The sequence below is a fragment of the Acrocarpospora phusangensis genome (assembly GCF_016862995.1).
In the GTDB taxonomy this organism is placed as follows: domain Bacteria; phylum Actinomycetota; class Actinomycetes; order Streptosporangiales; family Streptosporangiaceae; genus Acrocarpospora; species Acrocarpospora phusangensis.
Genome location: NZ_BOOA01000008.1, coordinates 43,433 through 67,922 on the forward strand (window position 1 = coordinate 43,433; position 24,490 = coordinate 67,922).

23 protein-coding genes are annotated in these 24,490 nt (G+C 70.7%); 18 read left to right on the forward strand and 5 right to left on the reverse strand.

What is annotated here, in order from left to right:
- Nucleotides 1-82: 82 nt before the first annotated feature.
- The 5 genes from Aph01nite_RS06805 (at nt 83) to Aph01nite_RS06825 (ending at nt 4,775) form a co-directional block, all read left to right on the forward strand.
- A complete protein-coding gene (locus tag Aph01nite_RS06805) occupies nt 83-694 on the forward strand; it encodes a sulfite oxidase-like oxidoreductase (RefSeq protein WP_204039897.1) in 612 nt (203 codons plus the stop codon).
- Between the two features lie 28 nt (nt 695-722).
- A complete protein-coding gene (locus tag Aph01nite_RS06810; RefSeq protein WP_204039898.1) occupies nt 723-1,823 on the forward strand; it encodes a sensor histidine kinase in 1,101 nt (366 codons plus the stop codon).
- 65 nt (nt 1,824-1,888) lie between these two features.
- On the forward strand, nt 1,889-2,644 hold the full coding sequence (locus Aph01nite_RS06815) for a LytR/AlgR family response regulator transcription factor (protein ID WP_204039899.1): 756 nt from the start codon (nt 1,889-1,891) through the stop codon (nt 2,642-2,644).
- Entirely contained in the window at nt 2,641-3,273 is a 633-nt protein-coding gene (locus tag Aph01nite_RS06820; RefSeq protein WP_204039900.1) for a hypothetical protein, read from the forward strand. Before Aph01nite_RS06815 ends, Aph01nite_RS06820 begins: the two co-directional genes overlap by 4 nt.
- Nucleotides 3,273-4,775 (forward strand): sodium:solute symporter family transporter, encoded by a 1,503-nt coding sequence (locus tag Aph01nite_RS06825; RefSeq protein ID WP_204039901.1) that lies wholly within the window; start codon nt 3,273-3,275, stop codon nt 4,773-4,775. The genes Aph01nite_RS06820 and Aph01nite_RS06825 overlap by 1 nt, the downstream gene beginning before the upstream one ends.
- 233 nt (nt 4,776-5,008) lie before the next feature.
- On the opposite strand, the gene Aph01nite_RS06830 is transcribed toward Aph01nite_RS06825, so the two are convergent.
- Nucleotides 5,009-5,842, reverse strand: a complete 834-nt coding sequence (locus tag Aph01nite_RS06830; RefSeq protein WP_204039902.1) for a deoxyribonuclease IV — start codon at nt 5,840-5,842, stop codon at nt 5,009-5,011.
- Between the two features lie 112 nt (nt 5,843-5,954).
- Between Aph01nite_RS06830 and uraD the strand changes: the two genes are divergently transcribed.
- The 10 genes from uraD (at nt 5,955) to Aph01nite_RS06875 (ending at nt 15,875) form a co-directional block, all read left to right on the forward strand.
- Nucleotides 5,955-6,428, forward strand: a complete 474-nt coding sequence (gene uraD / locus Aph01nite_RS06835) for a 2-oxo-4-hydroxy-4-carboxy-5-ureidoimidazoline decarboxylase (protein WP_204039903.1) — start codon at nt 5,955-5,957, stop codon at nt 6,426-6,428.
- Entirely contained in the window at nt 6,425-6,766 is a 342-nt protein-coding gene (gene uraH / locus Aph01nite_RS06840; protein ID WP_204039904.1) for a hydroxyisourate hydrolase, read from the forward strand. Before uraD ends, uraH begins: the two co-directional genes overlap by 4 nt.
- A gap of 2 nt (nt 6,767-6,768) precedes the next feature.
- Nucleotides 6,769-7,620, forward strand: a complete 852-nt coding sequence (gene pucL / locus Aph01nite_RS06845) for a factor-independent urate hydroxylase (protein WP_239161441.1) — start codon at nt 6,769-6,771, stop codon at nt 7,618-7,620.
- Between the two features lie 2 nt (nt 7,621-7,622).
- Nucleotides 7,623-8,483: an FAD binding domain-containing protein gene (locus Aph01nite_RS06850; RefSeq protein WP_204039905.1), complete on the forward strand. Its 861-nt coding sequence runs from the start codon at nt 7,623-7,625 to the stop codon at nt 8,481-8,483.
- Nucleotides 8,483-8,956, forward strand: coding sequence for a (2Fe-2S)-binding protein (locus tag Aph01nite_RS41170; RefSeq protein ID WP_239161442.1), 474 nt, complete (start codon nt 8,483-8,485; stop codon nt 8,954-8,956). Before Aph01nite_RS06850 ends, Aph01nite_RS41170 begins: the two co-directional genes overlap by 1 nt.
- Nucleotides 8,953-10,281: an 8-oxoguanine deaminase gene (locus Aph01nite_RS06855; RefSeq protein WP_239161443.1), complete on the forward strand. Its 1,329-nt coding sequence runs from the start codon at nt 8,953-8,955 to the stop codon at nt 10,279-10,281. The genes Aph01nite_RS41170 and Aph01nite_RS06855 overlap by 4 nt, the downstream gene beginning before the upstream one ends.
- Before the next feature lie 267 nt (nt 10,282-10,548).
- On the forward strand, nt 10,549-11,769 hold the full coding sequence (locus tag Aph01nite_RS06860) for a glycerate kinase (protein ID WP_204039907.1): 1,221 nt from the start codon (nt 10,549-10,551) through the stop codon (nt 11,767-11,769).
- Complete coding sequence (gene allB, locus Aph01nite_RS06865) at nt 11,762-13,084, forward strand: allantoinase AllB (RefSeq protein WP_204039908.1); 1,323 nt, start codon at nt 11,762-11,764, stop codon at nt 13,082-13,084. The genes Aph01nite_RS06860 and allB overlap by 8 nt, the downstream gene beginning before the upstream one ends.
- A 357-nt stretch (nt 13,085-13,441) precedes the next feature.
- On the forward strand, nt 13,442-14,476 hold the full coding sequence (alc, locus tag Aph01nite_RS06870; protein ID WP_204039909.1) for an allantoicase: 1,035 nt from the start codon (nt 13,442-13,444) through the stop codon (nt 14,474-14,476).
- 181 nt (nt 14,477-14,657) lie between these two features.
- Entirely contained in the window at nt 14,658-15,875 is a 1,218-nt protein-coding gene (locus Aph01nite_RS06875) for a helix-turn-helix domain-containing protein (RefSeq protein WP_239161444.1), read from the forward strand.
- A gap of 85 nt (nt 15,876-15,960) precedes the next feature.
- Here the strand turns inward: Aph01nite_RS06875 and Aph01nite_RS06880 are convergent, their stop codons facing one another.
- The gene (locus tag Aph01nite_RS06880) at nt 15,961-16,524 is read right to left on the reverse strand and encodes a GNAT family N-acetyltransferase (RefSeq protein ID WP_204039911.1); all 564 of its coding nucleotides are present in this window, start codon (nt 16,522-16,524) and stop codon (nt 15,961-15,963) included.
- Between the two features lie 127 nt (nt 16,525-16,651).
- Between Aph01nite_RS06880 and Aph01nite_RS06885 the strand changes: the two genes are divergently transcribed.
- Nucleotides 16,652-17,119 carry a cupin domain-containing protein gene (locus tag Aph01nite_RS06885; protein WP_239161445.1) on the forward strand — a complete coding sequence of 156 codons (468 nt, stop codon included), beginning with the start codon at nt 16,652-16,654 and terminating at the stop codon, nt 17,117-17,119.
- Between the two features lie 841 nt (nt 17,120-17,960).
- Complete coding sequence (gene rox / locus Aph01nite_RS06890; protein ID WP_204039912.1) at nt 17,961-19,388, forward strand: rifampin monooxygenase; 1,428 nt, start codon at nt 17,961-17,963, stop codon at nt 19,386-19,388.
- Between the two features lie 589 nt (nt 19,389-19,977).
- Here the strand turns inward: rox and Aph01nite_RS06895 are convergent.
- The 3 genes from Aph01nite_RS06895 to Aph01nite_RS06905 form a co-directional block, all read right to left on the reverse strand.
- Entirely contained in the window at nt 19,978-21,816 is a 1,839-nt protein-coding gene (locus Aph01nite_RS06895; protein WP_204039913.1) for an ABC transporter ATP-binding protein, read from the reverse strand.
- Nucleotides 21,816-23,678 (reverse strand): ABC transporter ATP-binding protein, encoded by a 1,863-nt coding sequence (locus Aph01nite_RS06900; RefSeq protein WP_239161446.1) that lies wholly within the window; start codon nt 23,676-23,678, stop codon nt 21,816-21,818. The genes Aph01nite_RS06895 and Aph01nite_RS06900 overlap by 1 nt, the downstream gene beginning before the upstream one ends.
- Nucleotides 23,679-23,854: 176 nt before the next feature.
- Nucleotides 23,855-24,082, reverse strand: a complete 228-nt coding sequence (locus Aph01nite_RS06905; RefSeq protein WP_204039914.1) for a hypothetical protein — start codon at nt 24,080-24,082, stop codon at nt 23,855-23,857.
- Here Aph01nite_RS06905 and Aph01nite_RS06910 point away from each other — a divergent pair.
- Nucleotides 24,081-24,488 carry a hypothetical protein gene (locus Aph01nite_RS06910; RefSeq protein WP_204039915.1) on the forward strand — a complete coding sequence of 136 codons (408 nt, stop codon included), beginning with the start codon at nt 24,081-24,083 and terminating at the stop codon, nt 24,486-24,488. The two genes, Aph01nite_RS06905 and Aph01nite_RS06910, sit on opposite strands and share 2 nt — an antisense overlap.
- The last annotated feature ends 2 nt before the right edge of the window (nt 24,489-24,490 follow it).

The window sequence follows — 24,490 nt, forward strand, 5'->3', positions numbered from 1 at the left end:
TTGTTCACACAACGTTCCCCGAAGCGGTGCGGCGGGATGACCCAGTGGGCCGCGGGTTTCCGCCGGATGGCAGGATGGGCGGGTGCCGGAGTTTCCTGAGGAGGAGGATCGCCTGCCCCCCGGGCAGTACATCCCGCGCGGGCGGCCCGTCATCCATTACGGGAGAGTGCCGACATTCCGCCCGCAGACCTGGCGGTTCCAGGTGTTCGGGGCCACGGCCGGCGGCGAGACGTACATGTACACGTGGGAGGAGTTCTCGGCCCTGCCGCGCACCAGCGTGGTCGCCGACTTCCACTGCGTCACCAAGTTCTCGATCATGGGCAACGAGTGGGGCGGCATCCCCGCCCGCGCCCTCCTGGAAGCCGCGCCCCCCGCCGACAACGTCCGCCACGTCATGATCTGGGCCGAGTACGGCTTCAGCGCCAACCTCCGCATGAGCGACTTCGACCGCGACACCACCCTGTTCGCCACCGAACTCGACGACAAACCCCTCTCCCCGGAACGCGGCTTCCCCGTCCGCGTGGTCGTCCCCCACCTGTACGCCTGGAAGAGCGTCAAATGGGTCCGCGGCATCGAGTACCTGACCGAGGACCGCCGCGGCTTCTGGGAGGAACGCGGCTACCACAACATCGCCGACCCCTGGCGCGAACAGCGCTACTCATACCAGGAGGAGCCGGGCGAGGGCCCGCCCTGACGTGCCGTCAGGCGTTACGGTGGCGCGGGTGTCCGTCACCGTGTGGTTGCTCGTGTGCGCGCTCTGTGGTCTTTCGGGGTTCTGGGTGTCGCGGCGGCGGCCGCGGACCGGGGAGCCGGCCACGTTCGCCGCGTTCCGGCTGGCCGGGCGGGCGGCGCCGGCGTTGCGTACCGGGCTGAACCGGGATTCGGCGCGGCGGAGCGTACGGCATCTGCGGTGTCTGCTGGGGACGGCGTCGCTGGTGGTGACCTCGACCGACCAGGTGCTGGCGGGGGCGGGGGACGGGCGGCCGGGGGACGCGGAGGCGCTGGCGGGGGCGCGGGCGGTGGCGGCCAGCGGGCGGCCGTACCTGGCGGACGGGGTGGTGGCGGTGCCGCTGGTGGTGGACGGGCGCGTGGTGGGGGCCCTGCTGGCCTGCGACGCCGAGGTGACCGGGGGCCTGGTGCGTACGGTGGCCGAGGTGGGGCGGTGGGTGTCGGGGCAGCTGGAGCTGGCCGAGCTGGAGGTGTCGCGGCGGCGGGCGGTGGACGCGGAGACCAGGGCGCTGCGGGCGCAGATATCACCGCATTTCGTCTACAACTCGTTGACCACGATCGCGTCGTTCGTGCGTACCGATCCGGAGCGGGCGCGGGAGCTGCTGGTGGACTTCGCCGACTTCACCCGGTACTCGCTGCGCAGGGCCCGGGATTTCACCACCCTGGCCGACGAGCTGACCTGCGTGGACCGGTATCTGCTGCTGGAGCGGGCCAGGTTCGGCGACCGGCTGCGGTTCAGCGTGCAGGTCGCGCCGGAGGTGCTGGCGGTGCCGGTGCCGTTCCTCTGCCTCCAGCCGCTGGTGGAGAACGCCATCAAGCACGGCATGCCGGGCGAGGTCCGGGTCGTGATCAGGGACGCCGGGCCGGAGGCGCACATCTCGATCGAGGACGACGGCGTCGGCATGGAGCCCGCCCGGGTGCGGGACGTGCTGGGGGACGACCACGAGGGCGGCATCGGGCTCAGCAACGTCGACTCCCGGCTGCGCCAGATCTACGGCCAGGACTACGGGCTGGTGGTGGAGACCGCGCCCGGGAAGGGCACCCGGATCCGGCTGCGGGTGCCCAAGTACCGGCCGGAGCCTAGCCCGTTGTAGTCAAATGATTACCGAATGCTGGCGTGTCGCTTGCGGCCGGCTCGCGCGCGCGGCACGGTGTGCCCATGCTGCGAGTCCTGGCCGTTGACGACGAGGCGCCGGCGCTGTCGGAGCTGTCCTACCTGCTGCGCGAGGACGCCCGGGTCGAGCACGTGGCCACCGCCCCCGACGGCGTCAAAGCCCTGCAGGACATGGTCCAGATGATCGGCGCGGGGGAGCGGCTGGACGGCGTCTTCCTCGACATCCGCATGTCCGGCCTGAACGGCCTGGACCTGGCCCGGCTGATCGGCGGATTCCCCGCGCCGCCCAAACTGGTCTTCGTGACCGCGCACGACGACTGCGCGGTGCAGGCGTTCGAGCTCGAAGCCGTCGACTACCTGCTCAAACCGGTCCGCCCCGAACGCCTCGCCGAGGCCGTACGGCGGCTGTCGACGGCCATCGCCGCGCCCGCCGACGAGGGCGGCGGCGAAAAGGACGTCATCCCGGTCGAACTGGGCGGCCGGACCCGGTTCATCCCCCAGCAGGCGGTCTGGTACGCCGAGGCCCAGGGCGACTACGTGCGCCTGCACACCGCCGACGGCGGCTTCCTGGTCCGGATGTCGCTGAGCGCGCTGGAACGCCGCTGGGCCGGCTCCGGCTTCATCCGCGCCCACCGCAGCACGCTGGTCAACGCCCGGCACGTCAGCGAACTCCGCTTCGACGCCGGCCGCGCCCTCCTCAAGGTCGCCGCCGTGACCCTCCCGGTCAGCCGCCGCCACACCCGCCAGGTCCGCGAACAGCTCGTCCACCAGTTCCGCGGCCCGGCAGAGGGCCGCCCGTGAGCATGTCCGAGTCCGGGTACGGCCTGGCGAAGGGCATCGCCTCGGGTCAGGTCGCCTCAAGTCAGGTCGCCTCGGCTCACGTCGCTTCGGGCCAGGTCGCCTCGGGAGAACTCGCGCCCGAACGGCTCGCGCGGGGGCGTGCCGCGCTGGAAGATGCCGGGCCGGGATACGTCGCGAATGAGGACATCGGCGCGCTGACAGCCTCGATCATGCGCCGTCAGCTCCGCGAGGCCCTGCGCACGCTGGCGGTGATCGCAGCCGTCTTCGCCTGCATCCCGGCGCTGCTCACGATGATCCCGCCGGGATCGAAGGCCACCTGGGCGATCCTCGGGCTGGGCGTGCAGCCGGTATGGGTGGCCGTAGCCGTCTGGCACGTCCGCCGGGCGGAACGCGAGGAGCGCGTCCCGAAGGGGGTTGGGCAGGACTCGGGGCCGGGACCCGGCGCGGGAGTCAGCCGGGATCCGGTCCAGGAGGCTGCGCGGGGAGCAGGGCGGGGAATCGCGCAGGGATCGGGGCTGGCATCAGGCCAGAGACCAGGGCGGGGGGCTGCCGGCCCGGGAGCTGGGCGGGGGATCGTGCGGGAATCAAGGCGGGGGCCGGGCGAGAGCTGGTCCGGCCGGGAGGGCTGATGGGGACCGCGGTGGTGGCGACGCTCGCGGGTGTGGTGTTCGTGCTGCTGGGTTCCGCGCTGGCGGGCACGTTACGGCCCCGCCGCTACTCCACCCCGGCGGACTTCTACGTCGCCGCCCGCGCGGTCCGCCCCTGGTGGAACGCCTCGGCGATCAGCTCCGAGTACACCTCGGCCGCCGCGTACTTCGGCCTGGTCGGCCTGATCGCGGCGCACGGCGCGAAGATGCTCTGGTACTCGGTCGGGGCCGCCGCGGGATTCCTCGTCCTGCTGGTCCTCGTGGTGGCGCCGCTGCGCCGCTCCGGCACGTACACGCTCTCCGACTTCGCCCAGTGGCGGCTCGGTTCCGTGGTGGTACGGCGGGTGGTGACCGTACTCGTCCTGTTCGTCGGCCTGGTCTACCTGGTCGCCCAGCTGCACGCGGCCGGGATCGTGCTGCGCCTGCTGACCGGTTTCCCGCCGTGGGCCGGCTGGCTGGCCGTGGCCTTCGTCGTGCTGGCGGTGGCCCTGGCGGGCGGCATGGGCAGCAGCACCCGCGTGCAGTCGCTCCAGTTCTGGTTCAAGCTCGCCTCCCTCGCCGCCGTGGCGGGAGTGCTGGTGGCGATCTGGTGGAGACACCCGGCGCATCCGCCGTCCGGCCCGGTGTACACGACCCAGGTCCTCGCGGGGGCCGGCGATCCGTCCACGCTCGGGGTGGTGACGGTGCTGATCGCGTCCGCGCTCGGTGTGATGGGGCTGCCGCAGATCGTGGTTCGGTTCTACACCAACCCGGACGGGCGGGCGGCCCGCCGTACGGTGGTGGCGGTGCTGGGCATGCTGAGCGTGTTCTACGTGCTCCCCGCCGTGTTCGGGCTGCTCGCCCGCTGGTACGCCCCGCCCAGGACCCCGGTCGACCAGGTGCTCCTGCTGCTGCCGTCGCTGATGGCCCCGGGGTGGCTGGGCGACGTGCTGACCGGCCTGCTGGCGGCGGGGGCGTTCGCGGCCTTCCTGGCGACCTCCTGCGGCGTGCTGGTGGCGGTCGGCGGCACGCTCTCGACCTCCCTGTTCGGGGGCGGCGTGGGCGGGTTCCGGCGCGGGGCGCTGCTGGTGGTCGCGGGCGCGCTCGCCCTGGTCTGGTCCACCCCGCCGGGCGCCTCGATCCTGCTCGTGCTGCTCGCGTTCGGGCTGTCGGCGGCCACCCTGTGCCCGCTGCTGGTCCTCGGCGTGTGGTGGCGGGGCCTGTCGGTGCCCGGCGCGGTGGCCGGGCTGGTCACCGGGGCCGGGGTGACGGCCCTCCTGGTGGGGGTGCGATTCGCGGGCGGGGGTTTCACGCCCCTCCTGCGGTACCCGGCCCTGGTCGCGGTGCCCGCCGCGTTCGCGGTCATGGTGGCGATCTCGCTGGTCACGCGGCATCGGGTGCCCCCGGGGACGGACGCGCTGCTGGCCAGGATGCACCTGCCGGAAGAGCTCACCACTCCGGAAATCGACCGCTCGTCGCTCGGCGGCAGCCGCTCGTCGTGGTGACCGGACCCGCAGAGCGCGAACTACCGACCACTCGTCGGAAGCGGGTTTCACCGCTCCGATCACCCACCGTAATGTTTGGGCTCGTTCCGCTGGTGCGAGTCCGCGCCGCCGGCCCCGCTCGGGGGGGTGGGCCGGCGAGCGGCACGTGACGGGAGCGCCCGCGGCGGCAACCGCGATCCGGCCATACGGGGGGAGGCCGGATCCGGGCCGCGGGCCTCCCGTCACCACCCGTCTCAGCCGCGCAGCTTCTTCAGCACCTCGATGTCCTCACGGTGTTTGTCGGCCTTGCCGGGCGTCTCGATGCACAACGGCACGCCGTCGGCGACGGGATGCCGCATCAGGTCGGCGAACGGCTGGCTGCCGATGTGACCGGCGCCGATGCTCTCGTGCCGGTCCTTCTTCGAGCCGCACACGTCCTTGCAGTCGTTGGCGTGGATCAGCTTCAACCGGCCGGGCGCGACCCGGTTCAGCTCCTCCAGCATCTTCGCCATCCCGCCGGGCGCGGCCAGATCGTGCCCGGCCGCGAACATGTGGCAGGTGTCCAGGCAGATGCACGCCCGCGGATGGAACTCCAGCGCGGTCAGGTAGGGCTCCAGGTCCTGGACGGTCGCGCACAACATCTGCCCCTGCCCGGCCATCGGCTCCAGCAGCAGGTCGGGGCCGTCGTCCGGGATCTCGTCCAGGAGCGGCAGCAGGTTCTCCCGCACCTGCCGCAGCGCGGACTCCCGCGACTGGCTGACCGCCGACCCGGTGTGCACGACCACGCCGCGCGCGCCGATCTCGGCCCCGCGCCGCAGCGTGTGCCGGACCAGCGCGATCGATCCGGTCAGCGTCGCCTCGGTCGGCGAGCCGAAGTTCACCATGTACGGCGTGTGCGCGAAGACCGGCAGCCCGGCCTCCCTGAGCTTCGCGTCCTCGGCGGGCACGCCCCCGGTCACCGCCCACGCGCGTGGATTGGTGACGAAGACCTGGACCATCTCGGCGCCGATCTCGGCCGCGTACCGCAGCCCGCCGGTGGCCAGCCCGCCCGCGACGGACACGTGCCCGCCAATGGGATTGTTGGTCATAGTGCGCTCCAGCGTAGTTGGAGCAAGCTACAAAACCGGCCAGGTGACAGGCACGCAGGATCGGAGTTCCGGTTCCTGGCACCGGCCGCCGGTCGGGTGTCTACTTGCTCACATGCGCGAACCCGGCCGTCCCGACCTGCTCGCCTGCTGCGCGTCCACCCGGTGGGCGGACGCGGTGGAGGCGCTCGCGCCGTACCCGACGCTTGGTGAGCTGACGGCGGCGGGGGAGTCGGCGCTGGCCGGGCTGGGCTGGGACGACGTCCTGGAGGCGCTGGCCGCCCACCCCCGGATCGGGGACCGCGCCGCCGGTTCGGACCGGGAGTCGTCGTGGTCCCGCGCCGAGCAGTCCGGTACGGCTCACGCCGACCCCGCCCTGCTGGAGGCGCTCCGCCAGGGCAACGAGGCGTACGAGCGGCGGTTCGGGCATGTGTACCTGATCTGCGCGACCGGCCGTCCCGCCGGGGAGATGCTGGACCTGCTGCTGGCCCGCCTGGCCAACGACCCCGAGGTGGAACGGAAGATCGTCAGGGACGAGCTGGGCAAGATCGTCAAGCTCCGGCTGGCCAAGCTGTGGGAGGGCCGATGACACTCTCGACGCACGTGCTCGACACCGCGCGCGGCTGTCCCGCCGCGGACGTGTTCGTCCGGCTGTCCTGCCGGGCGGCGCACGGGTTCGTGCCGCTGGCCGAAGGCCGTACGGACAAGGACGGGCGGATCAGGGAGTGGTCGCCGCTCGGCCGGGAGTGGACCGGCAAGCTGGACGCGGCCACCTACCGGCTGGTCTTCGACACGGCCGGCTACCTCGGCGAGGACGCCTTCTTCCCCGAGGTCAGCATCGTCTTCACCGTCGGCGACGCCGGCGCCCACCACCACGTCCCGCTGCTGCTGAGCCCCTTCGGCTACTCGACATATCGGGGGAGTTAGTTTTGTTCGTCCTGGGCCCGAACCGGTACGGCAAGGCCGAGACCAGGGTGGTCCGCGTCACCAAGCACGGCGACGCCCACCACATCAAGGACCTCAACGTCAGCACGGCGCTCTCCGGCGACATGGCCGACGTGCACCTGTCCGGCGACAACGCGGCCGTGCTGGCCACCGACACGCAGAAGAACACCGTCTTCGCCTTCGCCAAGAAACACGGCATCGGCGCGGCCGAGGACTTCGCGCTGCTGCTGGCCCGCCACTTCGTCGACTCCCAGCCCACCATCCACCGGGCCAGGGTGGCCATCGACGAGTACGGCTGGGACCGCCGCGGCGGCCACTCCTTCGCCCGCAACGGCCGCGAGACCCGCACCTGCGTCGTGCACTACGACGGCGAGCGGTCCTGGGTGGTGTCCGGCCTGAAGGACCTGGTCCTGCTCAACACCACCGACTCCGAGTTCTGGGGTTTCGTCCGGGACGAGTACACGACGCTCAACGAGACCAGGGACCGCGTCCTGGCCACCGCCGTGACCGCGACGTGGCGGCACGCGGGCGTCTCCGACTGGGACAAGTCCTACGAGAAGGCGCGTGAGGCGCTGCTGACCGCCTTCGCCGACACCTACAGCCTCTCCCTCCAGCAGACCCTGTACGCGATGGGCTCCCGCGTCCTCACCGACTGCCCCGAGATCGTGGAAGTCCGGCTGGCGCTGCCGAACAAGCACCACTTCCTGGTGGACCTGTCCCCGTTCGGGCTGGACAACGACGGCGAGGTGTTCTTCGCGGCCGACCGTCCGTACGGGCTGATCGAGGGCACGGTGCTGCGCGAGGGCGCGCCCGGCGCCGGACCGGCCTGGGAGTGACGATGGACTTCCTGAGACCCGCCACCTGGGCCGAGGCGCTGGCCCTCAAGGCCGAACGCCCCGAGGCCACGCCCATCCAGGGCGGCACCGACGTCATGGTCGAGATCAACCTGGACAAGGGCCGCCCGGCCGCCCTGCTCGACCTCAACCCGGTCGCCGAACTGCGCGACTGGTCCGTCGGCGACGACGGCCGGCTGCGCGTCGGCGCCGGGGTCAGCTACACCCGGCTCATCGAGGAACTCGGCGATCGGCTGCCGGGCCTGGCCCAGGCGTCCAGGACGGTCGGCTCGCCGCAGATCCGCAACCGGGGCACGGTCGCCGGGAACCTGGGGGCGGCCTCCCCGGCGGGGGACAGCCATCCGCCGCTGCTGGCCACCGGCGCCGTCGTCGAGGCCGCGTCGGTCCGGGGCGTACGGATGATCCCGATCGGCGAGTTCTACACGGGCGTCAAGCGGAACGCCCTCGAACCCGACGAGCTGATCCGCGCCGTACGGGTGCCCCCGGCGGACGGACCCCAGTACTTCTCCAAGATCGGCACGCGGAACGCGATGGTCATCGCGGTCTGCTCGTTCTCGCTCGCCCTGCACCCGTCCCGGCGGGCGGTCGGCACCGGCATCGGCTCGGCCGCGCCGACCCCGCGCCGCGCGCCCGAGGCCGAGGAGTTTCTGGCCGGGGAGCTGGACTGGGACGGGCGCGCGCCCGTCTCCGAGGACACGGCACGGCGCTTCGGCGAACTGGTCGCGCGGGCCGCCGCGCCGATCGACGACGTGCGCGGCACCCGCGACTACCGGGTGCACGCGCTGGCCGTCATGGCGCGGCGCACCCTCGGCTGGGCCTGGCGGGACTACGGGAGGGCGATCTGATGCGGGTGAACTTGACCGTCAACGGCGAGAAGATGTCCGCCGACGACGTCTGGGAAGGCGAGAGCCTGCTGTACGCGCTGCGCGAGCGGCTCGGCCTGCCCGGCGCGAAGAACGCCTGCGAACAGGGCGAATGCGGTTCCTGCACGGTCTACCTGGACGACGTTCCGGTGTGCGCCTGCCTGGTCGCCGTCGGCCAGGCGGAAGGCCGCTCGGTGGTCACCGTCGAAGGGCTGGCCGAGGGGGAGACCCTCGACGAGGTCCAGCAGGCCTTCGTGGAGTGCGGGGCCGTGCAGTGCGGCTTCTGCACACCGGGACTGATCGTCCAGGCCCACTCCCTGATCGCGTCCAGCCCGGGAATCCCCGAGGACGCCGAGATCCGCGAGGCCCTGGCGGGGAACCTGTGCCGGTGCACGGGCTACGAGAAGATCCTCGACGCCGTACGGCTGGCCGCCGCCAGGAAGGCCGCCTCGTGATCGTCATCGAGAACGTGTACGTGGCCACGGTCGCCGGGCCCGAGATCCCGTCCGGGCACCTCGCCTTCGACGGGGACCGGATCGTGGCGGTGGGCCCAGGGGCGTACGAGGGCGAGGGGGAGCGGATCGACGGGCGTGGCTGCCTGGCGACGCCCGGGCTGGTCAACACGCACCACCACCTGTACCAGTGGGCGTCCCAGGGAGTGACGCCGGACGGCACGCTGTTCGAGTGGCTGACCGCGAGCTACCGGCTGTGGGCGCGGATGGACGCCGAGGTCGTGCACGGCGCGGCGACCGCGGCGCTCGGCTGGCTGGCCAAGTCGGGCTGTACGACCGCGTCCGACCACCACTACATCTTCCCGAAGGGGCGCGGCGACCTGTTCGACGCGGAGATCCAGGCGGCCCGGGAGGTCGGGCTGCGGTTCCACCCCGGGCGGGGGTCGATGGACCGCGGGCAGTCCCAGGGCGGGCTGCCGCCGGACGAGGTCGTCGAGTCCGGCGACGAGATCCTGGCCGAGACCGAAGCCGCCGTCCGGAAATATCATGATCCGTCGTTCGGGTCGATGCTGCGGATCGCGGTCGCGCCCTGCTCGCCGTTCTCGGTGAGCGGACGCCTGATGACCGAGTCGGCCGCCCTCGCCCGCTCACTCGGGGTACGGCTGCACACGCACGGCGCGGAGACGCTCGACGAGGACGAGCACTGCCGGGAGCAGTTCGGCATGCTGCCCGTGGAGTACCTGGAGTCGCTCGGCTGGCTCGGGCCGGACGTGTGGCTGGCCCACTGCGTGCACCTCACCGACACGGACATCCGCCGCTTCGCGGACACGGGGACGGGGACCGCGCACTGCCCCTCGTCCAACGGGCGGCTCGGCGCGGGCATCGCGCGGGTCAGCGAGCTGCTGCGGGCGGGCGCGCCCGTCGGCCTCGGCGTGGACGGCGCGGCCTCCAGCGAGATGACCCCGCTGGCCGGGGAGATCCGGATGGCCATGCTGCTCCAGCGCGCCCGGTACGGGCCGGACGCGCTGACCGCGCGGCAGGCGCTGGAGATGGCCACCATGGGCGGCGCCCGCTGCCTCGGGCGCGAGGCGGAGATCGGCTCGCTGGAACCGGGCAAACTCGCCGACATCGCGCTGTGGCGGGTGGACGGCTTCTACTCGGCGATCGACGATCCGGTGGTCGCCTTCGCCTACGGGCAGACCCCGCCGCTGGCGCGGCTGATCGTCGGGGGGCGGACCGTGGTCGAGGACGGGGAACTGCGCACCGTGACCGACCAGGCCGCCGCCGAGGGCGGGGCGATGGCGCATCGGCGATTGCGGCGAAGCTGATCGTGGCCGGCGGGACGGTGGATGGCCGGATGGGGCGACGGCGCGCTGACGGCGGCAGGGCCGGCAGCGCCGTGTCCGTGAACGTTCACCGGCTCGATCGTGCCGAGCGACCTCGAACCTCACGTGCCGTGAACCCCGCAGAGGTTCGCGGTCACCGCGAGAGCGGGGCCGCCGGCGGCGGGGCCGCCGCGGTGGGCTGGGTGAGGGCTTTCCCGGTGGGGGCGGGATGATGGGGGATCACCAGCCGCCGAGTCTGAGGTCGCCGTCATGAGAGATCACGTCGTCATCGCGCCGGACAAGTTCAAGGGGTCGCTGACCGCGCCGGAGGTGGCGGAGCACCTCGCCGCCGGGCTGGGGGTGCCGGCGGTGTCGCTGCCGGTCGCGGACGGGGGCGACGGGACCGTGGACGCCGTCGTGGCGTGCGGGTTCGAGCGGGTGTCCGTCGAGGTCACCGGGCCGACGGGGGAGCGGGTCCTGGCCTCGTACGCGGTGCGGGGGGAGACGGCGGTCGTCGAGATGGCCGAGGCGTCGGGGCTGCGCCGGCTGTCCGGGGGACTGGCGGCGCTGACGGCGACGAGTTACGGGACGGGAGAGCTGATCGCGGACGCGGTCCGGGGCGGCGCGCGGCGGATCGTGCTCGGGCTCGGGGGGAGCGCGTGCACGGACGGCGGAGCCGGACTGGCGCAGGCACTCGGCGCCCGATTCCTGGACGCTTCGGGCAACGAACTCCCCTCGGGGGGCGGGGCGCTCCGCGACCTAGCCCAAATCGACATTTCAGAATTTATGGCGGGGATTCGCGAAATTTCGGGACATGGGCATGGTCATGGGGACGGGCATCGGCATGCGAGTGACGCCGTCGCCGGGCTGGAGTTCGTGGTCGCCAGCGATGTGGACAACCCGCTCCTCGGGCCGTACGGGGCGGCCGCCGTCTACGGGCCGCAGAAGGGCGCGGACCCGGACCAGGTGAAGACGCTGGAGGCGGGTCTGGCCAGGCTGGCGGCCGTCGCCGCGCACACGCACGGGCTCGCCGGGTCCGTGGAACACGACGGGGTCGTGCGTAGCATGGGCGTGGCCGGGCAGCCCGGGGCGGGAGCCGCCGGCGGCGTCGGGTTCGCGGCGCTCGCCTTCCTGCACGCGGAGATCCGGCCGGGCATCGAGTACCTGCTCGATCTGCTCGACTTCGACCGGCATGTCCAGGGGGCCCGGCTGGTGATCACCGGGGAGGGTTCGCTGGACGAGCAGTCCCTGCGCGGCAAGGCGCCCATCGGGGTCGCCAACGCCGCCGCCCGGCACGGCGTCCCCGTCGTCGCCGTCTGCGGCCGGCGCACCATCGGCGACGAGGAACTGCGCAAGGCCGGCATCGACGAGGCGTACGCGCTGACGGATCTCGAATCCGACGTCCAGGTGTGCATGACCGAGGCGGGCGCGCTGCTGGAGCGTCTCGCCGTACGGATAGCGGCTACCAGGCTGGGGGACGTCGGTGAGTGAGTTCGACCTGGTCGTACGGTCGCGGCGGACGGTGGCCGAGGGCGGGGAGCGGGCGCTGGCGGTAGCCGTACGGGATGGGCGGGTCGCGGGGGTTTTCGACTACGGCGAGACGCTGGACGCGCGGGAGAGCGTCGATCTGGGCGAGGTGGCCTTGCTGCCCGGATTGGTGGACACGCACGTGCACGTGAACGAGCCGGGGCGTACGCACTGGGAGGGGTTCGCGTCGGCGACCCGGGCGGCGGCGGCCGGGGGAGTGACCACGATCGTGGACATGCCGCTCAATTCGCTGCCGCCGACGACCACGGTGTCCGCGCTGGAGATCAAGAAGAAGGCCGCTCTGGGGCAGTGCCACGTGGACGTCGGCTTCTGGGGCGGGGCCGTTCCCGCGAACATCGACGACCTCGAGCCGCTCTTCGACGCCGGGGTCTTCGGGGTCAAATGCTTCCTTTCCCCCTCGGGAGTGGACGAGTTCCCCGCCCTCGACTCCGATCAGCTCATCGAGGTCATGCGCCGGTTGGCGGCCATCGACGGCCTGCTGATCGTCCACGCGGAAGACCCGGCCACCCTCACCGACCCCATTGGCCCGACATATCCGGAATTTCTTGATTCGCGTACGCAGGATGCGGAGCTCAGGGCGGTCGAGCGGGTCATCGACGCCGCCGCGCTGACCGGTGGCCGCGCCCACATCGTGCACATCTCCGCCGGTTCCTGCGTCGAGCCGCTCCGCCGAGCCCAGGAGTCCGGCATCCGCGTCACCGCCGAGACCTGCCCCCACTACCTCACGCTCACCGCCGAAGAGGTCACCAGCCCGGCCTTCAAGTGCTGCCCGCCGATCAGGGAGTCCGCCAACCGCGACGCCCTCTGGTACGGCCTCGCCACCGGCACCCTCATGGGCATCGTCTCCGACCACAGCCCCTGCCCCGCCGACCTCAAGGGCCTGGCCGCCCACGACTACAGCTCCGCCTGGGGCGGCATCGCCTCCCTGCAACTCGGCCTCCCCGTCATCTGGACCGAGGCCCGCCGGCGCGGCCACACCCTCCCCGACGTCGCCACCTGGATGGCCTCCGGCCCCGCCGACCTCGTCGGCCTCTCCCACAAGGGCAGAATCGCCATCGGCTCCGACGCCGACCTGGTCGCCTTCGACCCCACCGCCGACTTCACCGTCACCGCCACCGACCTTCACCACAAAAACCCCATCACGCCGTACGACGGCCGCACCCTGACCGGCGTCGTCCACACCACCTGGCTACGCGGCACCCCCATCCAGGACACTCCGCACGGCACGTTCCTCAGATCCTCGGCCGCCCGCCCGTGACCAGTACCTCTGGACATGATCACGCAAACGAGGGCGATCTCGGCCAATCCGCGCGAGGGACATTGCGGCGTGTTCAACGCGTCAACGCGATGTCCGTGACAGGCGACAAATCCGGACGTTCCGGCCGTGAGTTCGCCGGCTGTCCGTTCGCGAGGCGTGGTTCGGGTGAGTGCGGGCCGGTTCGGCGTGGGTTCATCAGGCGTGGGTTCATCAGGCGTGGGTCGGCCAGATGCAGCCGGGCGGGTGTGGCGGGCGTGCGAGCACGTGTCGTGGGCTTGTGGGATGTGGGTTCGCCAGGCCATGTACCGCTGGGGACGGTGTCCGGTTTGGTGGGGCTGAATACGCTTGGAGGTAGCTGTGGCTGATTTCACGAAATTTCCGGATTTGGCGTTGCGGACCCATGGGGGTGCCGTCATCGCCGCCAATGACGAGTCCTTCGCCGAGCGGGAGGCGTTGATCCGTCCGGGGTCGCCTGCCTTCCGTACCCACACATTCGGGCCCAAAGGCCAGGTCTACGACGGCTGGGAGACCCGCCGCCGCCGCGCCCCCGGCTACGACTGGGCGATCATCCGTCTCGGCCTGCCCGGCGTGATCAGGGGAGTCGTGATCGACACCGCCTGGTTCAAGGGCAACTACCCGCCGTACGCCTCAGTGGAGGCCTGCGCGGCCGAGGGCCACCTGGCGCCCGTCGAGCTGACCGACTGGGTGGAGATCGTCCCGAAGACTCCGCTGGACGGCGACGCCGTACACGAACTGGAAGTCAGCAATCCCCGCCGCTTCACGCACGTCCGCCTCAACATCTTCCCCGACGGCGGCGTGGCCCGCCTCCGCGTCCACGGCGAAGTCGTCCCCGACCCGCGCTTCCTCACCGGTCTCACCGTCGACCTCGCCGCCCTCCAGAACGGCGCCTCCGTCGTCGCCTGCTCCAACGACTTCTACTCCACGCCCACCAACGTCATCGCCCCCGGCCTCTCCCGCAACCAGTCTGAAGGCTGGGAGACCGCCCGCCGCCGCGACGGCGGCAACGACTGGCTCATCGTCCGCCTCCCCGCCCCCGGCCGCGTCGCCATCGCCGAACTCGACACCACCAACCTGCTCTTCAATGCCCCCGGCTGGGCCTCCATCAGCGCCACCGACTCCCGCGCCGAACTCCCCCCGCCCACCGCCAAGTGGTTCCCCCTCCTCCCCAAAACCCGCCTCCAGCCCGACACCCCCCACCGCTTCCGCCTCGACAGCACCCGCAAAATCACCCACGCCCGCCTCGACATCTACCCCGACGGCGGCCTCGCCCGCCTCCGCCTCCTCGGCACCCTCACCGAAAAAGCCGAACGCGACCTGACCACCCGCTACACCGCCCTAACCCGCACCCCCCAACCCCGCAATCGCCCCTGACGCCGGTAGCGGAAAGTTCGGTCGGACGGAGTGGCAGCGCCGAGACGCTAGTCGGCTGACGCTCCTGACGAGCCGCTCTTGGCACTGGTCGTGGCGAGTGGTGTCACCTGCGCTACCGGCCCGGCTTTCATCGTTCTGATGTTTCTCGCCCAATCGGAAGGGGTCGAAGCCAGGCGGCCGAGTGCGGCAGGCGCGGGAAGCGGCGGGCTTGAATCAGCGCGAGCTCGCTCGGGCGGCAGGGTTGTCCCAGCCGACCCTGGCTCGTATCGAACTCGGCACCCGGCCCCGCCTGGCCGTCGCCGAACTCGACCGCATCGCCGCCGTCCTGCAGATTCAGCTCAGCGATCTGACCACCGGCAGCCGCGTGCGCGACCGTGTCCGCGTCGCGGCCCGAATGGCCGCCCGAATGGCCGCCCGAATGGCCGCCCGAATGGCCGCCCGAATGGCCGCCCGAATGGCCGAGGGCACGGCGGACCTGTGGGAAGCCGCCCTGCAACAAGCCATCGGCATTCTGATACTCGACGACCGGCTCGACCGCCTGGTGGGAAAGCGGCTCAGCAGGACGGTCCGGCTCGTCGCGAACCCGGCATCGGACGACCCGGGAATGCCCGCCGAGGAACAGGGCCGCGCGATGGCGAACGTCGCGCGGCGAACGCTGGACCTGGGCGGCGCCCCCCTGGCGGATCCGGCCGAGGCCGCCGAGTGGCTGACCGGCGCCGACACCGCCGCTCTGGACTTTCCCAGCGGAATCGACGGCCTCACCCTGACTGATCCCGCCCGCGACGTCACCCTGATCGCGGTCGGCTCGGGCAGCGTCAGCGAACGGCAGCGCTTCACCCTCGCCCACGAACTGGGCCACCTGCTGTCCGGCGACGGCGGGCACTGCGACACCGTCGACGGCAAGCGAACCGCCGCGGAGAAGCGTTGCGATTCCTTCGCCCGCCACCTGCTCGCTCCCCAGCGCGGGATCCGGGCCTGGCTCGGCGCCGACACCCGTCCGGACGAGCGTTCCACCGCCCTGCTCGCCCACCATTTCGGCGTCAGCCTCATGGTCATCCTCATCCAACTGGAACGCATGGGTCTCCTCACCCGAGACGAGAGCGAATCCATGCGCGGCTTGACCGGCGCCCAACTCGCGCGCCGCTACGGCTGGGGCCGCTCGTACGAACGTGAACAGGAGATCAGCCGAACCCGGCGGCCTCCCCGCTGCATTGTGGAACGGGCGACGACCGCCTATCGCGACGGCCGGCTCGGCATCGGCGTCCTGGCCGGCCTCGAAGGCCGCGACCCAGGCGAAACCGAAGCCGCCCTCGCCGACGCTGGCATCACCCCCACTCCCGTACGGCACGCCGACCTGAACCGGCTCCTCCAGCGCGCTCGGGGGGACAACCAGACGTGAACCCTCCGCCGGCCCCCGACGACGAGATATGCGTGCTGGACGCGGTCGTCCGCGATGACGCCTGGCGCTCTCCGGCGCCCGACCTTCAGGCGCGGTTGGTGGTCCAGGTGGCTTTGGTTAGGGCGTATTCGACGTCGCCGTGTTCGGAGCCTTCGATCTGGTACGGCCAGTCTTGGTGGAAGGTGCGTACGAGAGTGAGGCCGCATTTCTCCATTACGCGGCGGGAGGCGAGGTTGACCGCCATGGTCTCGGCGTAGACGCGGTCTACTTCTAGTTCGGTGAAACCTTTGTGGATCAAGGCGTGGGAGCCTTCGGTGGCGTAGCCCTTGCCCCAGGAGGAGGCTCGCAGGCGGTAGCCGAGTTCGATGTTCTCGGGGTCGTGGTTCTCGTCTGGGCGGAAGTGGAACCAGCCGATGAAGCGGCCGGTGGGTTTCTCGAGTGCGGCCCAGAAGCCGAATCGGTCGCCGTCGGTGTAGTAGTCGAGCCAGGCCGGGAGGATGTCGTCGCGGATCTCCTCGCGGGGAGTGGGGAGGCCGCCGGTGAGGAAGCGCATCACGGCTGGGTCGCTGTCCAGTTCGACGAGGGCGTCCTCGTCGTCGGGGGTGAAACGGCGCAGCGTGAGGCGCTGTGTTTCCAGATAGATGTGCATGTGGGGTGTTCCTCGGGCGCGTGGGTGTGGTGTGGGGGACGTCAGAAGCCGACGATAGGGTAAGGAAGATCCGGCGTTATCGGTCGCAGCCTGCTCGATTCTCGATCGTCGTCGAAGGGGGCCGCAGGTGAAGATCTCGGAAGACGGGTTTCATCGCATCCTGCATCAGGTGCGGAGTGGGTCGCTGTCGGGGCAGACGGCGCAGACGCACGGCATGCGGCGGCTGGAGGCGGTCTCCGGGCGTACGGTCGGGTCGGAGAACCTGTGGATGGGGCAGACTCATGTCGCGCCCGCCACCGCCTCCGCCGATCACCATCATGGTCGCTCCGAGACCGGGATTTACGTGGTCAGCGGTCATCCGCGGTTCGTCTTCCTCGATGAGAGCGGGGACGGGGAACCACGCGAGATCGTGCTGCAGGCTGGTCCCGGCGACTACATCTACGTTCCGCCCTGGGTACCGCACCGCGAGGAGAACCCCGACCCCGACGAGGAGGCCGTGGTCGTCATCGCGCGTACCACGCAGGAGGCGATCGTCGTCAACCTGCCGGATCTGCGCTGGACCGGCGCCACCGGCACCCCGTCCTCGGAGGGTTAAGAGCGCCCAACAGAACGACCCGAGACAACCGCTTCTCGCCGTCGTCCGGCGCCGTTAACGCAGGTACCCAGTTCGCGCCGTACCGGCGCCAAGAGTGACTGGTTCTGTCCGTCAGGGGGCTACGAAGGCGCCCGCCAGAATGACCCGAGGCAGCCGCTTCTCGCGCTATTCGGTGCCGTTGACGCAGGTGGCCAGTTCGCGCCGGGTCGGTGCCAAGGAGTGACTGGATCAGTCAGTCAGGCCCCCAGCGAGCGACTATCAGGATGGGGCCAGATGCCAGGTCTCGTTCCTTTCGGCGCGGCTGACCCAGGTGGTGCCGCTCGTCGCGCCAGCCACAAGATCAGTCGGCGCATTCATTTCCGTTGGTGGCCCTGGAGGCATCTTCCTGGATCTCCGGGATCGGCGTTCCACCGGTACGCGGTGTGGTGGCGGCGTGCTGCCGGAACCCGACGTGGGGTGGCGGGTAGCCGCCGGAGGCCGGCGTGGTGGGCGGGGAGCCGCCGTAGGTGGCGTGTCGGCGCGTTGTGAGGAGGGCGGTCGTCCACGCCGAACGAAAGAAGCAGGGAGGTCTGTGCTCCCTGCCACTTTCAACGTATAGCGCGGTGGGGGGCTTGCCGCAAGACCGGGGGCTTGTTGCAGAATCTCCGACCGGAGCCAGAGCCTGCGGAAATCAGCGATTTGTCCGTGCGTGTGCTGGGTTTCGACGGTGAGCATCGCTGAGCGTCGAAACCGATGGTGGGTCTCGCGGTGTGGGCGCGGGAACTTGGCGCGGAGGTGCGGGTGCGCGCTGCCGGACTGTGCGGGCGGCTGGCTGAAGCGACTTCGTTGGATGGGGGTCTTCGTGATTGACGTGATCATCGCTGGTGGCGGGCCGGCTGGCTTGATGCTGGCCGGGGAGTTGCGGCTGCGTGGCGTGGATGCGCTCGTGCTGGAGAAGGACGCGGAGCCGCCCAAGTATGTTCGTTCGCTCGGGCTGCACGTGCGCAGTATCGAGGTGATGGACCAGCGCGGTCTGCTGGAGCGGTTTCTCGCGCACGGCAAGCAGCACCCGCTCGGCGGCTTCTTCGCCGGCATCGACAAGCCCGCGCCCGAACGGATGGACACCGCGCATCCCTACGTCCTCGGTATCCCGCAGCCCGTCACCGAGCGTCTGCTGGCCGAGCGCGCAGTCGAGCTCGGTACCGATATCCGGCGTGGCCGCGAACTGGTCGGGCTGAGCCAGAACCAGGACGGGGTGACCGTCGACCTGGCCGACGGCACACAGATGCGCTCGCGCTACCTCGTCGGCTGTGACGGCGGGCGCAGTACGGTACGCAAGCTGCTCGGGGTCGGCTTCCCCGGTGAGCCGACCAAAGTCGAGACGCTGCTGGGCGAGATGGAGGCGACCGAGGATCCGGGGACGATCGCCGCCGTCGTCGCGGAAGTTCGTAAGACACAACTGCGGTTCGGAGCCATTCCCCTCGGGGGCGGGGTGTACCGAATCGGCGCGCCCGCCGCGGGGGTGGCCGAGGACCGTGCGATCGCGCCGACCTTGGAGGAGTTCAAGCAACAACTGCAGGCCTGCGCGGGCACCGACTTCGGCGTGCACTCACCGCGCTGGCTCTCCCGCTTCGGCGACGCCACCCGGCAGGCCGAGCGCTACCGGACCGGCCGGGTGCTACTGGCCGGTGACGCCGCGCACATCCATCCGCCGACCGGCGGGCAGGGGCTCAACCTCGGTATCCAGGACGCCTTCAACCTCGGCTGGAAACTGGCCGCCGAGATCGTCGGGTGGGCGCCGGAAGGGCTGCTGGACACCTACCACACCGAACGCCACCCGGTCGGCGCCGACGTGCTGAACAACACCCGCGCGCAGATGGAACTGCTGTCCCTCGAACCAGGTTCCCAGTCAGTACGCCGGCTGCTTTCGCAATTGATGGACTTCGAGGAGGTGAACCGCTTCCTCATCGAGAAGATCACCGCGATCGGAGTACGGTACGACTTCGGCGAGGGCCACCAACTGCTCGGCCGACGCCTGCGGGACATCCAGCTGAAGCGCGGCCGCCTCTACGAACTGATGCACAACGGCCGCGGCCTGCTCCTCGACCAGACCGGCCGGCTTTCGGTCGCCGGCTGGGCGGATCGGATCGACCACGTCATCGACACCAGCGAGGAACTGGACGTACCCGCGGCACTGCTGCGACCGGACGGCCACGTAGCGTGGACCGGCGAAGACCAGACGGACCTGCTCACCCGGATTCCCCAGTGGTTCGGCACCCCCACCGGCTGAATGCCCAATCCGCCGAAGGGCAGCCGGACCCGGCGGGACGCCCACTCCATCGCCGCCGCCATGGCGGCCATGAGCCGCAGCCCTGCTTCCATCTCCGCCGTCAGGGTCGCCGGGACCAGCAGCCCCCGCGTCAGCGCCGTGTGGCATCTTCAACGCCACACGGCCCGGGACCAGCGCCTTTCGCGTCAGCGCCATGCGGCATCGGCTGCATCGCCGTGCCTGGTCCACCAGTCCCGCTGGCACCGTGCAGCACTCGTGGCCCCGCCACGGCCTGCGACCAGCACCCCCCGTGTCAGCGCCATGCGGCACCCGCTGCATGGCCACGCCCAGGACCAGCAGTCCCGCTGGCACCGTGCAGCACTCGTGGCCCCGCCACGGCCCGGGACTAACAGCCCCGCCGGGCGCCATGCTGCACCCGCAGGACCCCAGCACGTACCGACGCGGGATGGGATTCCAGGAGGGTGGCGGCGATCCGGTCCTCGGCGGTCTGCCCCCGGACCGTTGTGACGGGACACGCGACGTCGTGGCGGGCCAGACCGTCCTGGGCTCCGGCAGCACTCCTTGACGAGTGGCAGGCGGTGGGACGTGGCTACCGGGTTGGTATCGGGTCGGTGGTGGTGGGGACGAAGCCGGTGCCGGCGCGGTAGTTGGGGGATTGGTGGCGGAAGTAGGTGTTGTAGACCTGGCAGTAGCGGCCGCCACGGGCCAGGAGCGTGGTGTGGTCGCCCTCTTCGACGATCTGGCCGTGGTCCAGGACGATGATGCGGTCGACGTGTTCGATGGTCGACAGCCGGTGGGCGATGACGATCGAGGTACGGCCCGCCAGGACCAGGTCGAGGCCTTCCTGGATCTGGGCCTCGGTCAGGGGGTCGACGCTGGCCGTGGCTTCGTCGAGGACCACGATGGCGGGGTCCTGGATGAGGAGGCGGGCGAGGGCGACGAGCTGGCGCTGGCCCATGGAGAGGGCGCGGCCGTGTTCGCCGACGTCGGTGTCCAGGCCGTGCGGGAGGGCGTCGAGCCAGTCGCCCCCGCCGACCGCCGCCGCCGCGGCGAGCACCTCGTCGTCACCGGCTTCCGGTCTCGGGTAGCGGATGTTGTCGGCGACGGTGCCGCTGAACAGGAACGGGACCTGGGGGACGGCGCCGATCTGCTTGCGGTACCCGGCGAGTTCCAGGGTGCGGATGTCGCGGTCGTCGATGAGCAGCCGCCCTTCCTGGAACTCGTAGAAGCGGGTGATCAGCTTGCTGAGGGTGGACTTGCCCGCGCCGGTGTGGCCGACGAGCGCCACCGTCTCGCCGGCTTCGATGGTGAGGTTGAAGCCTTGGAGCACCGGGTTGGCGGGGTTGTAGCCGAAGGTGACGTCCTGGAATTCGATGCGGCCCGCCAGTTTGCCGGGGGGTTCCGCGGCCGTCTGCACCACGCGCGGCGGGGCGTCGATCAGGGCGAAGACGCGTTCCGAGGCGGACAGGCCCTGCTGGAACTGGGACCAGAAGGCGGCGATGGACGTCAGCGGGAACCAGAAGAGGGCGACCACCTGGAGGAAGAGGTACCAGTCGCCGGCGGACAGGCCGTCCGACAGGACCGCCGTGCCGCCCAGCTGGACGAGCGCGACCGTGCCCAGGCCGGCCACCATGAAGAGCACGGGGAAGATGGCGGAGAAGACGAAGCCCTGCCGGAGCGTCACCTGGTAGCTCTGCCGGTTGATGGGCCGGAACTCGTCGTAGACCTGCTGCTCCTGGCGGAAGTTCTTGGCGATCGCGATGCCGCCCATGGTCTCCTGCAGGTTGGCGTTGACGCGGCTCAGCGAACGCTGCGCCCGGCGGGTGCTGGTTCTGGCGAGGCGGCGGAAGAGCAGCGCGAGGCCGATCACGACCGGTACCACCAGCAGGGTCAGCAGGGCGAGCTGGATGCTGCGCAGGAACAGCAGGACCGTGACGAAACCCACCATGAGCACCTGGCTGATCAGGTCCATCGTCAGGGTGGAGACGGTGGCGAAGTCGTCGGTGTCGGAGGTGACCCGGCTGACGATCCGGCCCGACGGCGTCTCGTCGTAGAAGGAGAGGTCGCGTTCCAGCACGGCGTCGAAGGCGTCTTCACGCAGCTGGAGCACCACATCGCCGGTGACCCTCGCGCTGTACGCCTGCCGCACGTAGTTGAACACCCATCCGAGCGCCCCGGCCGCCAGAAGCGCCGCGGTGAGCTGCCAGCCCACGGTCGCGATCGTGCCGCCCTCGATCGCGTCCACGCCCCAGCTGGCCACCAGCGGCATGGCCGCCTGGCTCGTCGAGGACAGCACGATCATGACGGCCACCAGCGACATCGCGCCCAGTTTGGGCCGGAAGTAGGACACGATCCGCCGGAGCAGGGCCCGGTCGCTGTACGTCCGGTCGTAGTCCTCGGCGTCGAGGCCGTCCATAAGAAAGCCCATCAGCGTGCCTCCCCCTGCTCAGCCGCCAAGACCTCGACCCCGGCAACCCTCGGACCTGTGACCTCGCCTGGGCTCGTGCCATCGACGCCCGTGACCTCGTCGTAGTGCGCGAAGATGCGCCGGTAGAGGCGGCTGCGCGCGAGCAGTTCGTCGTGGGTGCCGTAATCCACCAGTTCGCCCCGCCTGAGCAGCAGGACCTTGTCCGCCCAGCGGATCTGCGACAGTCGATGAGTGATCATCAGCGTGGTACGCCCCTCCAGCACCCGGCCGATCGCCTGCTGGATCAGGTCCTCGGTCGCGGAGTCGATGGCGCTGGTCGAGTCGTCGAGCACGAGGATGGCCGGATCGGTCAGCAGCGCCCGCGCGATGGCCAGGCGCTGCCGCTGGCCGCCGGAGAGGGTGACGCCGCGCTCGCCGATGACCGTGTCGTAGCCGTCCTCGAGTTCGGCGATGAACTCGGCGGCCTGGGCGTCCTCCGCCGCCCTGGCCACGGCCTCGTGGTCGGCCCGCTGGCCCTGGCTGAAGGCGATGTTCTCGGCCACGGAGCGGGAGAAGAGCACGATGTCCTGCTCGATGGTGGAGATCTGGGAGCGCAGCGAGTCGAGGTCCCAGTCGCGTACGTCGACGCCGTCCACGAGGATGCGGCCCGAGGTGACGTCGTAGATCCGGGGGACCAGCTTGGTCAGCGTGCTCTTGCCCGAACCGGTTTCGCCGACGATCGCCACCGTCTCGCCGGAGCGCACGGTGAAGGAGAGTTTGCGCAGGACTGGGTCGCCCTCGTCGTGGCCGAACGTCACGTCCTCGAAGACGATCTCCCCGCTGATCGGGGCGGCGTGGCCGTCCGGCCGCTGCTCCAGTTCGGTCTCGGTGTTGACGATGCTCAGGATGCGGCCGGCGGACACGATGCCGATCTGGAGCAGCGAGAAGGTGAAGATCGAGATCTGGGTGGGGAAGCCCAGCATGCCCATCAGGCCCATGAAGGCGACCAGTTCGCCGACCGTGATGCCGCCCGCGCCGTACAGGTAGATGGCGTGCCAGAGGGCCGCGGCCATGGCGAAGGCGAACAGGAGGGTCGGCAGGTAGCGGGCCTGGACGAGGCCGTTGCGGACGAACGAGTCGCGGTAGAGCCGGGCCTGGGACCGGAAGCGCAGCCGCTCCTGACCCTCCTGCGCGGTGACCTTGATGACCTCGATGCCGCGCACTGCCTGGCTGAGCCCCGCGTTCAGGTCGCCGAACTGCTCGCGCATCCGGGTCGCCACCGGGTTGAGCTGCCGCATGTAGTGCCAGAGCGCGACGGCGAACACCACCACGAAGACGCCGGGCACGAGCAGGAGCCGCGGGTCGATGGCGGCGATGAAGAAGATGGGCACCAGGCCGGTGAGGCCGGAGTCGACGATCAGGTCGGCGCCCGGCGTGACCATGATGGACAGCTGCCGGATGTCGTTGGCGGCGCGGGCCATGAGATCGCCGACCCGCTGCCGGTTGTGGAAGGTCTGGCTCTTGCCGAGCAGGCTCACGTAGAGCTCGTCGCGGGCGTCCCGCTCCAGCCGTTTGGCCAGGACCTCGCTCGACATCCTGGCGACGAGGTCGAACCCGCCGCGGACCGTCACGATCGCCAGCAGCGCCAGCGTGATCAGCCCCAGCGCCGCCGCCGCGCCGTCCTTCCCGCCCAGCACGGCGTCGAACGCCATCCCGGTGAGCTGCGGCACCGCCGCGTTGAGCACCGTCATGACCAGCGACCCGCCCAGGAACCCGGCCACGTACAGCGGATGACGGCGCAGATGCGACCAGAGCCAGCGCACCGGCCCGCGCCGGTCATAGCGCGGACCGGACACGGTGAACTCCGAGTTACTGCTGCTCACGGCAAGGCCCCCCGCCCGAGTAGGGCTTACGTCGAACCCGCTTTCTATCACCGGGGTCCGACAATCCGCCAACGAAATTTCCACGCGCCGCGCCTCCCCGCGAGACGCGGGAGCTGACGCCGGCACCGGACCCACCACGATCGATATGGCGCGACGGTGCTCCACGTCGCCTCGGACTACGAGCGCATCGCCGCGGTGACCGGCCGGCCGATGCGCAGGCTCGCGACGACCGGCCCGGGGCCATCCTGATCCAGGACGGCCCCGGCGGCTTGGGTGTGGCCGCGATTTGTTCGGAGATCCGGGACGAAATGTCCCGAACGGGAGGTGATCAGGGCCTCGTGACGCCAGGACACCCCCACGAGATCGTTGATCTCGTCACTGTCCCCGCACCCATGGAAGATCATGAGAAGATCACTTCGAGCATTGCTGGCCGTGACCACGGCAGCGGTCACGCTCACCTCTGTCGCCGTGTCACCCGCCCAGGCAGACCCGTACGGCTCCCTCACGCTGTACTTCCACACCAATTTCCGCGGCGACTACCCCATGCGCTACTACGACACCAGAGCCACGCTGTGGAGTGGCGAGTCGGACGAGGCCAGCTCCGTCCGGAACTCCTCCGACTACGCCTTCGTCCTCTTCGACGACACCCGCTTCGGCGATCGCGCCTTCTGCATCAGGCCGGACCATGAGGAGGACTGGCTGGGCAACCCGGCGCTGGGGTTCAACGACAAGATCTCGTCCATCAAGCGCATGCCCAACCACTACTGCCATGGGTACCCGGAGATCGGGATCAGATACCGCTGGCCCTGACC